Source organism: Nocardia niigatensis NBRC 100131 (assembly GCF_000308655.1).
Lineage (GTDB): Bacteria > Actinomycetota > Actinomycetes > Mycobacteriales > Mycobacteriaceae > Nocardia > Nocardia niigatensis.
Window position 1 is genome coordinate 66,567 of sequence record NZ_BAGC01000026.1, and the last position, 13,664, is coordinate 80,230.

Below are 13,664 nucleotides of genomic sequence, written 5' to 3' on the forward strand. Positions count from 1 at the left end.
AACCACCGACAGTGGTGTTCGGCGGAACGGATAGGTGTTCCGCGCGAGAGTGTAATCCCTTACTGGACCAACCAGGCAGCAAGGTGTATTGACACGCGGGGGTTCGACGCCAAGAATACCGGATTTGCCTGCTATCCGGCGGATTCCGCCGCGCGCCGGGCCGGTTCGACTGCCGGCCCGGAGTATTCGGCCGGCCGCTGGTATTCGGGCCGCCGGCTCTGCTCGCCGCGTCCGCCGTCGATAACCAGCAACGCCGGCTGCCCGTCCGCGGCGCTGCGCGGGCGCAGGGTGGCCTGCGGATGCTGATGGGCGTGCAGGGCCAGCAGCAGCGGGACCAGGGCCTCGGCGATGCGGTCGCCGACATCGCAGAACTGCTGCGCTGACAGACCGACCGGATCGGCGATGTTCTCCCGGCCGACATACGCCAGATCGTTACGCGCGGCGTGCAGTCCGACCACGGTGCGCGCACCGCTGACCTTGGCGATCCGGTACGCCTCGAGCAGGGTGAAGGTGCGGGGCAGCGCCTCGGGCACGAGATCGCGCACCTGGTCGCGGATCGTCTCGGTCATGGTCAGCACCAGGTCGGCGCGGTGCACCATTTCCGCCTTGAGGCGGCGGGCCTTGAAATTGTCGGCGTTGCCGCCGAGCCCCACAATCGTCTGTGCGGCAAGGGGTTCCACCGGGAATCCGACCAGTGCGCGTACGCCGGCACTCTCGGCGGTCAGTTCCTGTAGTCGGTTGTCAGCGGCCACCGCCAGTGTGAGGCGTTCGGCAATGACGGATCGGCAAACATTTCCGCTGCACACGAACAGCACATGCATGCGGATAACTTATGCCCGCCGTTGTCGCTTCGAAACAGTTCCGTGACCGAATCACACGTTTCGACCGCGATGTTCATCGCGTAGCCGAATGTCGCTCACCTGCTGTTGGTTCTCGTTTACCGGAGTGTCCGACTGGCAACAGGTCAATGCCCCTGGAATGTGAGCATGCCCGTTCGTGTGCGGCAAATCAATAGCCGGACGGCTATTGATATCCGCGGTGTCGTACAACGCGGATTCCGTTATCACGGGCGCGATTTCGGGTGCCTCGTGGGCATTGGCCGTGTCGCCCACCCGCCCTCGCGTGGAGAACAACCGCCCTCGTGCCGGCACGGTCGGGGCGAACCGGGCCAGCCCGGCGGGCGCGGACATGTCGTCGTACACGGAATCGATTCCGCCCCTGGCGAAGTAGGCCTCGTGCCAGAATCCGGTGCCGCCGGAATCCCGCAGGAACTGCTGCCACCACAGCCGATGCGGTTCCGACCGGGTCCACCGCTCGAGGCTCTCCAGATCCCGCCAGTACTGCCGGGCGCCCCAGTGCGGCGGCCACAGCGACCACACCACGTCCTCGTGCGACAGCAGCCCGTCCGGCAGGTCGTGATGGGACCGATACAGCTTGGGGCCGACACCCAGCAGCCGCAGGATTCCGCGTGGCGTGCGCACCCGCATACCCAGCAGGATCACGACCAGATCCGGATAGTCGGAAAGGTCCGCGGTCATTCTCTCCACCCGCATTCGTGACCTCCGCACGTTTCGCTGACCTGTGCGGGACTACGGTGCCGCTGTGTCGGCGGTTCGAAAACGCTGGTTCATCGTGCTGACCGCAGTCTAGTCCGCCGGGCGGGGAATGCCGGGACCCGCGCCCGGCCGGGCGCGCTCGTCAGGTGCTCAGTCGCAGCACGGCCGAGTTGCCGTGAACAGCAACGATCTTCACGGTCAGGCCGTTGAGGAAGATGGTCCCGCCGACCCCGGTCGAGCCGGAAACGGGCAAACCGAACACGGTCGTCGACGCCGTGACCGCCCCCGGGCTGATCTGTCCGATCTTGACACTGCTGATCCGGGAGAATCCCGGAACCGGAATGGTGGTCGGCCCATCGACCCGGACCTCGCAATTGCCGTTCGAACAGGCGCCGAGATCGGTCCCGTTCGCGGCGGCGGGCAGCCCGTCCGACGGCTGCTGCGATTCCTTCGAAGACGTCGTCTTGGCCACGGTGGTCTCTCCTGCCGTCGATCCCGCTCCGGCCGGTACCGCGGACCCGCCCGTTTCCGTCCCGCACCCCGCGCACAACGCCACTACCGCCACCGCGAGGCCGATGCCGGCCGGCCCCGCTTTCATCCACGCGGATTTCAGGATTCGCATGCGACCTCCACCATGCTCATCGGAACAACAGCACCCAGATCATGCGCGACACATCGCGCCACCGGGGCGAAATGCCCGAATCAAAGATTTTCGGCACGGGGATCTGCTCTGCAATAGCGGATTGATATTGTACTGCACCCCGGTATTGATCGGTTAATCGACCTGCTGACCGGATGAACTCGGCTGCGCATCGATTTCGAACGGGGTATTCGAGCCGCGGTCAAGCTCTAACAATCGCGCAGCCGATCGACGACCTCTTCGGGCGCCGGCATGCGGGCGATCTCCGCGGCGAGCGCCTCGGCCGCCGCGCGATGGGGATTGCCGCGCCTGGGCAGCAACTGCGCTGCTCTGTCCATGATCACCGCCGCGTCGAGGTCGTCCGTCCGGACCTGGAGCGCCGCCCCCGCCGCCTCGACCGCGTCCGCATTGGCGAACTGGTCGGCCCCCTGCGGCAGGAGTAGTTGGGGTACTCCGTAATTCAGCGCCCCGAGTGTGGTGCCGCTACCGCCGTGATGCACGACGAGATCGACGTAGGGGAGCAGCCGTGTCTGCGACACCCAGCCGTGCACGGTGACATTGTCGGGCAGTGCGCCGAGTTCGTCCGGGTCCAGCCGTCCCGCGGCGACGACGATCCGGGCGTCGAGCCGCGAGAGCCCGGACACGGCCCGCGTGAGCAGTTCCGGTGTCCCGAACGCGGTTCCCAGCGTGAGGTAGATCAGCGGCCGGTCCGCGGGAATGCCCGGCACCGCGTCGATTTCTCCCGCCCCCGGATACGGCACCGGCCGCAACTCGATCCGATCCGCGCGCAGAAATTCCTTGTCCTGCAGCGCAGGCGGACAGATATCGATATGCGGTACTTCCTCCACCCCGGCGACCCGCGTCGGCATCTCGAGCCCGATCCCCTCCGGAAACATCCGCCCGAACCCGTGCCACAGCCCCGGAATCCCCGCAAGCCGCGCCGCGATCGCCACTCCCGGCACGCCCCACTCGTGAATCACCAGATCCGGCCGCAACCGCTCGAGATCCCCCGCAATATCCTCCGCGTATATCTCGGAGAAACAGTCCCCCGGCCGAAACGGCCGCAACCCGTGCCGCCCGATCGCCCCGTGCATTCCCTCGCCGACCGCGAAATGCACCTCGCACCCGGCTTTCCGAGCCGCCACCGCCAGCGGCACCAGCGGATACGCGTGCCCCACGGTCGCAAGGCTGGCGAACACAAGGCGCATCCCGCCACCCTAGCCCGTCAACCCGAGGTTGACCATGTCCGAACACTCTGCCGGACACCACTTCTCGCTACCCCAACTCGGAACCCCTTGAGCACAAACCGAATTCCCCGGAGCAACCGCGTCTTCGCCGCGGAATTCAACGGACTTCCCCAGGCGTCGCGCAACGGCCGACCATCATCGGGACTGTCCCCGAAGTGGGGATGAGTGACTGTTCTCCGGACCCGGAATCGAGAGTGGTGCCGAGTGTGGGACTCGAACCCACACGTCCTTTCGGACAACGGTTTTTGAGACCGTCGCGTCTGCCAGTTCCGCCAACCCGGCGCACCGGGAAGAAATGATAGCGGGTGAAGGGGGGAAGAGACTAATCGAGGGGGTTCAGGGCGGGTTCGGTTGTGATACTGGTCAGTTTGCGCTGGGTACGTGGGTTATGTGGGCGGGGCGACGGTACTCTTTGGAGTGACTCGATGCGTGCCGGTCCTGCGAGGGTGGCGCAAGACGAGGTGGTATCGGGTATCGGTATTCGGAAGCGACAGGGGTTCATCTATGGGAACGACAGCAGGGGGCGGTTCGAAGAAGGACGCTGCGGCGTCCGCCCCCAAGCGGGTGGTGGTTGCCGAGGACGAGGCGCTCATCCGGATGGACCTGGTGGAGATGCTCTCGGAGGAGGGCTATCACGTGGTGGGTGAGGCGGGAGACGGTCAGCAGGCTGTGGATCTCGCCGAGGAGCTGCGGCCCGATCTGGTGATCATGGACGTGAAGATGCCGCGTCGGGACGGCATCGACGCGGCGGCCGAGATCGCGTCGAAACGCGTTGCGCCGGTGGTCATCCTGACTGCCTTCAGCCAGCGTGACCTGGTGGAGCGGGCGCGGGACGCGGGGGCGATGGCGTACCTGGTGAAGCCGTTCACCAAGTCGGATCTGGTGCCGGCCATCGAATTGGCCGCATCGCGATTCCATGAGATCACGGCGCTCGAGAGCGAGGTCGCGAATCTGACCGACCGGCTCGAGACGCGCAAGCTGGTCGAGCGTGCCAAGGGTGTGCTGATGCAGACCCAGGGGCTATCCGAGCCGCAGGCCTTCAAGTGGATTCAGCGCACGGCCATGGATCGTCGCACCACCATGAAGGCGGTCGCGGAAGTGGTGCTGGAGAACCTCGCGCCGAAGTAACGCGCATTTGCCGCGTCGTCGCCCTGTTGTTGCCTTGAATGCACTGGAGAAATTAACAGTGCGGTAACAGCAGGGCGTTCCGCTTTTGTTGCGATGTCACATGGATGATTCGAATGTGATGCGGAGCTAACGTGGCAGGGCTATGTTCTGGACGGGCCGATCGATGGGGCGGCCCTCCTCGGTCACCCCGGGGTAGCACAGAACATGAGGTGAATCGTGCTTGGTTCATTGACGCGGAGGTCGTCCCTGCGACACAGTCGCACGGCGCGAGCGGTGGTGATCGGTGCGGCAGCGGTACTCGCGCTGTCATCGGCGGCATGCAGCAGCAAATCGACGGACAATTCGGGCGGCGGGTCGAATCTGACCATTCAGCCGCTCGTCCAGGTAGATGGTCAGGGCAAGGAAGTTCCCGCCAAGGACACCAGCTCGGCCGCGGATCCGGCCGGCGACGGCAAGGGGAAATGCGCGCCCCAGACGATCGCTATGGCAGGTCCGCTCACCGGTGACAACGCCAACCTCGGCCTGAACATCATCCGCGGCGTGAAACTGGCGCTGGACCAGCACAACAAGGCCAATCCGGGCTGTCAGGTGACGGTCAAGGAATTCGACACCGAGGGCGACCCGCAGAAGGCCACCCAGGTCATCCCGACCATCGTCAGCGATCCGTCGATCGTGGCCCTGATCGGCCCGACCTTCTCCGGCGAGACCAAGGCGACCGGCGCGATCCTCAACCAGGCCAATCTGCTGTCGCTGACGCCCTCGGCCACCAACGTCACCCTCACCACCAATGGCTGGAGCAACTTCTTCCGCGGCCTGGGCAACGACGGCATCCAGGGTCCGGCCGTGGGCGGATACCTGAAGGGCACCGGCAAGTTCAAGAAGATCTGCGTCATCGCCGACGACTCGGACTACGGCACCGGCCTGGCCAAGACCGTCACCGAGGGCCTGGGCTCGATCGCCGACCCGAGCTGCGCGGCCAACGTGAAGCAGAAGGACAAGGACTTCTCCGCGACGGTCTCCAAGATGGCGTCGGCCAAGCCGGACGGCATCTTCTACGCCGGCTACTACGCCGAGGCGTCCCCACTGGTCAGCCAGCTGCGCAATGGCGGCGTGACCGCGACCTTCATCTCCGACGACGGCACCAAGGACGTGGAGTTCGTCAAGCAGGCGGGCAATGCCTCCAAGGACGCGCTGCTGTCGTGCCCGTGTGGTCCGGCCTCGGACAAGTTCACCACCGCCTACAAGGCGTTCAACAACTACGACCCGGGCACCTATTCGACCGAGGGTTACGACCTGACCACGATCGTGCTCAAGGGCATCGAGGCCGGTAAGGTCACCCGTCCCGACCTGGTGGAATACGTCCGCAACTACGACGGGCAGGGTCTGGCCCGCGAGTACAAGTGGGGCCCCACCGGTGAATTGGCGAACGCGTTGATCTGGATGTACCAGGTCAAGTAGCACCCTCTATTCGGAACAGCGTGTGCCGGATCGTTCTGCGGCACACGCTGTTTTCCTCGGACGGCGAAAGTAACGAATGTCTACACCTGCTCTGGCCGATGTGACACTCCTCGCGAGCAGTTCCATCGAATTCAACGTCTCCGGCGTAGTCGACCAGTTCTGGCGGCTCACCGTCGAAGGTTTGACCTACGGTTCGATCTACGCCCTGGTCGCGGTCGGATACACACTGGTCTACGGTGTGTTGCGCCTGATCAATTTCGCCCATTCGGAAGTTTTCATGCTGGGCATGTTCGGCCAGCTGGTCGGGCTGATGGTTTTCGGATTCGCCGCCAGTGGCGATGTGTATTCTCAGGGCGTCGCCTTGACCGTCATTTATCTCGGTGCGGCCATGGTATTCGGAATGCTCGTGTCCGGCGCCGCCGCGGTGGGTCTGGAACGGGTCGCGTATCGCCCGCTACGCAAACGCGGCGCGAAACCGCTGATCTTCCTCATCACCGCGATCGGCATGTCCTTCGTATTGCAGGAATTCGTGCACTACGTGCTGCCGAAATTGACCGGCAATAAACTCGGTGGCACCAATGCGCAGCAGCCGATCGTATTGGTGAAACCCACCGAGCAGTTCCAGATCTTCGGCGCCTCGGTCACCAATGTCTCGCTGGTGATCGTGCTCGCGGCGATCGCTCTGGCGCTCGTCACGGAATTGCTCATCAACAAGACGAAATTCGGCCGCAGCATTCGCGCGGTCGCCCAGGATCCCGATACCGCCACGCTGATGGGCGTCTCACGGGAACGGGTCATCATGCTGACGTTCCTCATCGGCGGTGTGCTCGCCGGTGCGGCCGCGCTGCTGTACACGCTGAAGATCCCCAACGGCATCATCTACAACGGCGGATTCATCCTGGGCATCAAGGCGTTCAGCGCCGCGGTGCTCGGCGGCATCGGCAACCTGCGCGGGGCGCTGCTGGGCGGCCTGCTGCTGGGCCTGGCCGAGGATTACGGGCAGATCTTGTTCGGCACCCAGTGGCGTGACGTGGTGGCCTTCGTCGTGCTGGTCGGCGTGCTGATGATTCGCCCGACCGGCATTCTGGGCGAGAGCCTGGGGAGGGCGCGGGCATGACGACGACGAAACCGGCCCCCGCGCCGCAGAATTCGCCCGCCGGACGGGGTGTCGGCGACGCCATCCGCAACTGGTGGGGCGGGCTGTCCCGCCCGGCGCAGTGGGGGTTCGGCGTGCCGGCGGTCCTGGTGCTGGCCGTGCTGCCGCTGTTCAAGCTGCCGCTGCTGGACACCCCGGGCACCAGTTTCGGCGGGGTGATGGCGCAGTTCGCCATGTACGCGCTCATCGCCATCGGCCTGAATGTGGTTGTGGGACAGGCGGGTCTGCTCGACCTGGGGTATGTCGGCTTCTACGCGGTCGGCGCGTATTCGGTCGGCCTGCTCACCAGTCCGAACAGTCCGTGGAACCAGACCAATGGCGGCTGGCTCGATCCCAAGTGGGCGTGGCTGGCCTGTGTGCCGATCGCGATCCTGCTGACGGCCATCTCCGGCCTCATCCTCGGCACGCCCACCCTGCGCCTGCGCGGCGACTACCTCGCCATCGTGACCCTCGGCTTCGGTGAGATCGTGCGGCTGCTGGCCGACAATCTGCCCGAGATCACCAACGGCAGCCTGGGCCTGTCGCGGATCCAGTATCCGAAGCTCGGCGAGTCGGACAGTCACCCCGGCGGCTATTTCTCCTCCGGCAACCTCGGTGACACGACCAGCTGGAATCCCTTGGACCGGGCCAACTCCGGCACCTGGTGGTACTGGCTGGGCATCGTGCTGGTGGTCGGCGTGCTGATGCTGGTCGGCAATCTCGAGCGCAGCCGCGTGGGCCGCGCCTGGGTGGCCATTCGCGAGGACGAGGACGCCGCCGAGATCATGGGCGTGCCGACCTTCAAGTTCAAGCTGTGGGCGTTCACCATTGGCGCGGCCATCGGCGGCCTGTCCGGCGCCCTGTACGCGGGCCAGGTGCAGTTCATCAACCCGGCCGGATTCAATGTCATCAACTCGATGCTGTTCCTGTGCGCGGTGGTGCTGGGCGGCCAGGGCAACAAGCTCGGCGTGATCGTGGGCGCGTTCCTGATCGTGTACCTGCCCAACCGGTTCATGTCGGTGAATGTGGGCGGGCAGTCGCTGGGCGACTACAAGTATCTGTTCTTCGGACTCACGCTGGTGGTGGTGATGATCTTCCGGCCGCAGGGTCTGTTCCCGGCTCGGCAGAAACTGCTCGCCTATGGGCGGCAGGTGTATCGGGCGGTGCGACGGCCGGTGGCCGCGCCGGCGACGGGAGCGGGACAGTGACGGGGCCGGGCGACGCGCTCTTCGACAACGAGGACATGGCGGCCGGGTACGCGGCGCCGGAGGCCGAGCCCAGCGCGGGCACGCTGGACGTCACCGAAGTACTTCCGGTACTGGGGGATTCGGAGGCGGTCGCGGAAGTCGTCGCTCCGCACCGGGACATCGAGACCGAGGTCGGCGCGCCGCTGCTGCGCACCGACGGGCTGACGGTGAAGTTCGGCGGTCTCACCGCCCTCGACGCGGTCAGCTTCGAGATCCGCCGCGGCGAGATCCTCGGGCTCATCGGACCCAATGGCGCGGGCAAGACGACCTGCTTCAACGCCATCTCCGGCGTGTACCGGCCCTCGGGCGGCACCGTCTACTTCGACGGCAAGCCGCTCACCAAGACCAAGCGCAACGAGATCACCCGCCTGGGTATCGCGCGCACCTTTCAGAACATCCGGCTCTTCGGCGAGATGACCGCGCTGGAGAACGTGGTGGTGGGAGCGGACGCCCGGCACCGGACCTCGGTCCCCGGCGCCATCTTCCGTACCGCCCGGCACCGCAGCGAGGAACGCGACTCGCTCGAAAGAGGCATGGCGCTACTGGAATTCGTCGGCATCGCCCCGCACGCGGTGGAGAAGGCGCGCAATCTCTCCTACGGCGATCAGCGCCGCCTGGAGATCGCCCGCGCGCTGGCGACGGAACCGAAGCTGCTGTGCCTGGACGAGCCGGCCGCCGGCTTCAACCCGAGCGAGAAGTCGGCGCTCATGGATCTGATCCGCAAGATCCGCGACGACGGCTACACCGTGCTGCTCATCGAGCACGACATGCGGCTGGTCATGGGCGTGACCGACCGCATCGTGGTGCTCGAGTTCGGCCGCAAGATCGCCGACGGGCTGCCGGACCAGATCCGCCAGGACCCGGCGGTGATCAACGCGTATCTGGGTGTGCCCGACGAGGCCGACGCCGAGACCGCCGACGATGTCGCGGAAGCGGAAAGCATCGGGGCCGAACCGGTTCCGGATCTCGCCGAGCGGGCTTCCGTGCCCGACGTCCCCGCCACGGCGGCCGATCAGCCGCTGCTGACGGTCGAGGACATGGTGGTCAACTACGGCAGAATCCAAGCCCTGCACGGCATCTCGCTGTCAGTGGGCCAGGGCGAGCTGGTGACCCTGCTGGGCGCCAATGGCGCGGGCAAGACGACCACCATGCGCGCCCTGTCCGGCCTGCTGCCGCTCACCCGCGGCCGCATCATGTTCCAGGGCCGCGACATCACCCGCATGAAGGCCCACGAACGCGTGGTGGCGGGTCTGATCCAGGCCCCCGAGGGCCGCGGCGTCTTCCCTGGGATGACGGTTCAGGAAAACCTCGACATGGGTTGCCACGCACGACCGTTCAAGGCCAAGGCCGACTACGTCCACACCCTGGACTGGGTCTACGAGCTGTTCCCGCGCCTGCTGGAACGCCGTCGCCAGGTGGGCGGCACCCTGTCCGGCGGTGAGCAACAGATGCTGGCCATCGGCCGCGCTCTCATGGCCCGCCCGCAGCTGCTGCTGCTGGATGAGCCGTCAATGGGCTTGGCCCCCATGGTGATCCAGCAGATCTTCCGCATCATCGCCGACATCAACGCCCAGGGCACCACGGTCCTGCTGGTCGAGCAGAACGCCCAGCAGGCCCTGACCCGCAGCGACCGCGCCTACATCCTGGAAACTGGCGAGGTCACCAAAACCGGCGGCGGCCGGGCGCTGCTGCACGACCCCGCGGTCAAGTCCGCCTACCTCGGCGTCGGCTGACATCCACCCGAAAAGCATTCGGGCCGGTCATCTTCCGATGACCGGCCCGAAGCCTTCAGCAGGGGCGACAGGAATCGAACCTGCAACCTGCCGCTTTGGAGACGGCTGCTCTGCCAATTGAGCTACACCCCTTGGCGGGGCCCTACGCTACCAGGTAGCGCGGCCGCGATGAAATCGGTTTTGCTGACCTGGGCCGACGGGCCGAGTATGCCCGCTGCCCACGGATGTCGGAGGGGATACCTAGACTCTGTCGGGTGACCCCTGCCTCTACTGATCAGCGTCCTGGTGTTGTGCCCGCATCTGCGTCCGGGGAGCAGCCGACCCTGCTGTTGCTGGATGGGCATTCGCTGGCCTACCGCGCGTTCTACGCGCTGCCGGCGGAGAACTTCAAGACGCACAGTGGGCAGACCACCAACGCGGTGTACGGATTCACCGCGATGCTGATCAACCTGCTGCGGGACGAGAAGCCCACGCATGTGGCGGCGGCCTTCGACGTGAGCCGGAAGACGTTCCGGACCGAGGCGTTCCCGGAGTACAAGGCGAACCGGATCAGCACGCCCGACGAGTTCAGGGGGCAGGTGGAGACCACCCAGGAAGTGCTGGGGGCGCTGGGGATTCCGGTGCTGGCCATCGAGGGCTACGAGGCGGACGATCTGATCGCCACCCTCACCACGCAGGCCGTGCCGGAGGGTTTCCGGGTCCTCATCGTCAGCGGTGACCGCGATTCGCTGCAGCTGGTCAACGACAACGTCACCGTGCTCTACCCGAAGAAGGGCGTCTCCGAGCTGACCCGGTTCACCCCGGCGGTGGTGGAGGAGAAGTACGGGCTCACCCCGCAGCAGTATGCGGACTTCGCGGCGCTGCGCGGCGACCCGAGCGACAACCTGCCGGGCATCCCGGGCGTGGGGGAGAAGACCGCCGCCAAGTGGGTGCGCGAATACGGTGACCTGGCCACGCTGGTCGACCAGGTGGACAAGGTCAAGGGCAAGGTCGGAGACGCGTTGCGCGCCAACCTGTCCAGTGTCGTGCTCAACCGGCAGCTCACCGAGATGGTGAAGGACGTGCCGCTGCCCTACACGCCGGAGCAGCTGGCGGTGCAGCCGTGGAATCGGGAGAAGATCCACCAGCTCTTCGACGAGCTGGAGTTCCGCGTCCTGCGCGATCGCCTCTTCGACACCCTGGCCCCGGTGGAGCCGGAGGCCGAGGCCGGTTTCGAGATCAGCGGCAGCACGCTCGCCGCGGGCACGGTCACGGACTGGCTGGCCGAGCATGCCGGAACCGGTGTGCGGCACGGTGTTTCCGTGGTCGGCACCGGCTCGCCGATCCACGGCGACACCCAGGCCATCGCGCTGGCCGCCGCCGACGGCGAGGGCGCCTACATCGATGTGCACACCCTCACCCCGGAGGACGAGAAGGCGCTGGGCGCCTGGCTCGCCGACCCGGAGGTCCCGAAGGCGTTGCACGAGGCCAAGACCGCCATGCACGCTCTGCGCGGCCGCGGCTGGCAGCTGGGCGGGTTGACCAGCGACACCGCGCTCGCCGCCTACCTGATCCTGCCGGGCCAGCGCACCTTCAACCTCGAGGACCTGTCGCTGCGCTACCTGAGTCGGGAACTGCGCGTCGACAATGCCGGCGAGACCCAGCTGTCGCTGCTCGACGACGAGGAGCAGGTCGACGCCGAGGTCGCCAATGCCCAGATGCTGCGCGCCCGTGCGGTTTCCGACCTCGCCGACGCCTTCGACGCCGAACTCGAGCGCATCGAGTCCACCGCCCTGCTGCGGGATATGGAACTGCCGCTGCTGAGCGTGCTGGCCGATCTGGAGGCCGCGGGCATCGCCGTCGACTCCGCTCAGCTGGGGCAACTACAGCGCGAGTTCGCCGACCGCGTCGCCGAGGCGGCCAACAATGCCTACGGCGTGATCGGGGAGCAGATCAACCTCGGCTCGCCCAAGCAGTTGCAGGTGGTGCTGTTCGAGAAGCTCGACATGCCGAAGACCAAGCGCACCAAGACCGGCTACACCACCGACGCCGATGCGCTCGAAGGTCTCTACGAGAAGACCGAGCACCCGTTCCTGCGGTACCTGCTCGAGCACCGCGACGCCACCCGCCTGAAGGTGACGGTGGACGGCCTGCTCAAGTCGGTCGCCGACGACGGCCGGATCCACACCACCTTCAATCAGACGGTGGCGGCGACGGGCCGGCTCTCCTCGACCGAGCCCAACCTGCAGAACATTCCGATCCGCACCGATATGGGCCGCCGCATCCGCGATACCTTCGTCGTCGGTTCCACCTACGAGTCGCTGATGACCGCCGACTACAGCCAGATCGAAATGCGGATCATGGCCCACCTCTCCAAGGACGAGGGCCTGATCGAGGCCTTCAACTCCGGCGAGGACCTGCACAACTTCGTCGCCTCCAAGGCCTTCGACATCCCCATTTCCGAGGTGGATCCGGAACTGCGCCGCCGCATCAAGGCCATGTCCTACGGCCTGGCCTACGGTCTGTCCGCCTACGGCCTGTCCCAGCAGTTGAAGATCAGCGCCGACGAGGCGAAGGTCCAGATGGAGATCTACTTCAACCGTTTCGGCGCCATCCGCGACTATCTGCGCGACGCTGTCGAGCAGGCCCGCAAGATCGGCTACACCGAAACCCTCTTCGGCCGCCGCCGCTATCTGCCGGACCTGGATTCCAGCAACCGGCAGCGCCGCGAGGCCGCCGAGCGAATGGCCCTCAACGCCCCCATCCAGGGCACGGCCGCCGACATCATCAAGGTCGCCATGATCGACACCCAGCAGGCGATCCGGGCGGCCGGGCTGAAGTCCCGGATGCTGCTGCAGATCCACGACGAACTCGTCTTCGAGGTCGCCCCGGGCGAGCGTGAGCAACTGGAATCGCTTGCGCGCGAGCACATGTCCAACGCCATCGAACTCTCGGTGCCGCTCGAGGTGTCGGTGGGCGTGGGCCGCAGCTGGGATTCGGCCGCACACTAGCGACTCGACACGCGCCCGCGACTCGTGCGACACGCTGACTGCCCGCATCGAACTTCGATGCGGGCAGTTCTCGTCTCCGCGCCCGATCCGATCCCAGGATTTCCGCGCGCGCCACCGCGTGTACGCCTTGTCGGAATTGCCGTGAGCTGGGCATGTTCACGAATCGGATGTTTGCGGGTCCCATGGTGTTTGCTCGGACTCGTTCGGGGGCCGGTGTGGCGCCCGTCGCATATCCGGTGACCTGCGACGAAGTTACTCGTGGGTCGAAGACGAATATGGTTGCCATTGCGTGGGTGTCCCCCTATGCTCGACCCCGTGCCGAATCCCGCCTACAGCCGCAGCGCAGCGCTCGAAGTCGCCGACCGCGACCGCGCCGCGCTCATTTCGCTCACCGCGAGTGTGGCTGACGCAGGCGTACTCGTAGTTCTCCGCCGTAGCGGGGTCTGATTCGGACCGGCCCCTCGCTGCGGCCGAACGAACTTTTTTGCTGGTCCCCTCTGTCACTTTCTTCGGAAGAAGTCGGGAAGACC

The 13,664-nt window shown here is 66.1% G+C and carries 10 protein-coding genes, 2 tRNA genes and 1 pseudogene; 7 read left to right on the forward strand and 6 right to left on the reverse strand.

Annotation, left to right across the window (positions count from 1 at the left end):
* Positions 1–131 precede the first annotated feature (131 nt).
* From ON33_RS07430 to ON33_RS07450, 5 genes are all read right to left on the reverse strand, one after another.
* Entirely contained in the window at positions 132–821 is a 690-nt protein-coding gene (locus ON33_RS07430) for an arsenate reductase/protein-tyrosine-phosphatase family protein (RefSeq protein WP_083868687.1), read from the reverse strand.
* A 51-nt stretch (positions 822–872) separates the two neighbouring features.
* Complete coding sequence (locus ON33_RS44250; protein WP_306307507.1) at positions 873–1,538, reverse strand: monooxygenase family protein; 666 nt, start codon at positions 1,536–1,538, stop codon at positions 873–875.
* A gap of 160 nt (positions 1,539–1,698) precedes the next feature.
* Positions 1,699–2,178: a hypothetical protein gene (locus tag ON33_RS07440; RefSeq protein ID WP_157184444.1), complete on the reverse strand. Its 480-nt coding sequence runs from the start codon at positions 2,176–2,178 to the stop codon at positions 1,699–1,701.
* A gap of 227 nt (positions 2,179–2,405) precedes the next feature.
* Entirely contained in the window at positions 2,406–3,404 is a 999-nt protein-coding gene (locus ON33_RS07445; protein WP_040856849.1) for a glycosyltransferase, read from the reverse strand.
* A gap of 234 nt (positions 3,405–3,638) precedes the next feature.
* A tRNA-Leu gene (locus ON33_RS07450) sits at positions 3,639–3,725 on the reverse strand.
* A gap of 222 nt (positions 3,726–3,947) precedes the next feature.
* Between ON33_RS07450 and ON33_RS07455 the strand changes: the two genes are divergently transcribed.
* From ON33_RS07455 to ON33_RS43140, 6 genes and pseudogenes are all read left to right on the forward strand, one after another.
* On the forward strand, positions 3,948–4,571 hold the full coding sequence (locus ON33_RS07455) for an ANTAR domain-containing response regulator (protein ID WP_040856851.1): 624 nt from the start codon (positions 3,948–3,950) through the stop codon (positions 4,569–4,571).
* A 273-nt stretch (positions 4,572–4,844) separates the two neighbouring features.
* Positions 4,845–6,029, forward strand: coding sequence for a branched-chain amino acid ABC transporter substrate-binding protein (locus ON33_RS07460; protein ID WP_245550342.1), 1,185 nt, complete (start codon positions 4,845–4,847; stop codon positions 6,027–6,029).
* A gap of 76 nt (positions 6,030–6,105) precedes the next feature.
* Positions 6,106–7,146, forward strand: a complete 1,041-nt coding sequence (locus ON33_RS07465) for a branched-chain amino acid ABC transporter permease (RefSeq protein ID WP_040856853.1) — start codon at positions 6,106–6,108, stop codon at positions 7,144–7,146.
* A complete protein-coding gene (locus ON33_RS07470) occupies positions 7,143–8,372 on the forward strand; it encodes a branched-chain amino acid ABC transporter permease (RefSeq protein ID WP_040856855.1) in 1,230 nt (409 codons plus the stop codon). The genes ON33_RS07465 and ON33_RS07470 overlap by 4 nt, the downstream gene beginning before the upstream one ends.
* A gap of 35 nt (positions 8,373–8,407) precedes the next feature.
* Positions 8,408–9,310: pseudogene (locus ON33_RS43135) on the forward strand (ABC transporter ATP-binding protein); the annotation flags it as partial.
* Between the two features lie 138 nt (positions 9,311–9,448).
* Positions 9,449–10,144: an ABC transporter ATP-binding protein gene (locus ON33_RS43140; protein ID WP_245550375.1), complete on the forward strand. Its 696-nt coding sequence runs from the start codon at positions 9,449–9,451 to the stop codon at positions 10,142–10,144.
* Between the two features lie 59 nt (positions 10,145–10,203).
* Here the strand turns inward: ON33_RS43140 and ON33_RS07480 are convergent.
* Positions 10,204–10,276: transfer RNA gene (locus ON33_RS07480), tRNA-Trp, on the reverse strand.
* Positions 10,277–10,398: 122 nt separating this feature from the next.
* Here ON33_RS07480 and polA point away from each other — a divergent pair.
* Positions 10,399–13,134, forward strand: a complete 2,736-nt coding sequence (gene polA, locus ON33_RS07485) for a DNA polymerase I (RefSeq protein ID WP_051151753.1) — start codon at positions 10,399–10,401, stop codon at positions 13,132–13,134.
* Positions 13,135–13,664: the final 530 nt, after the last annotated feature.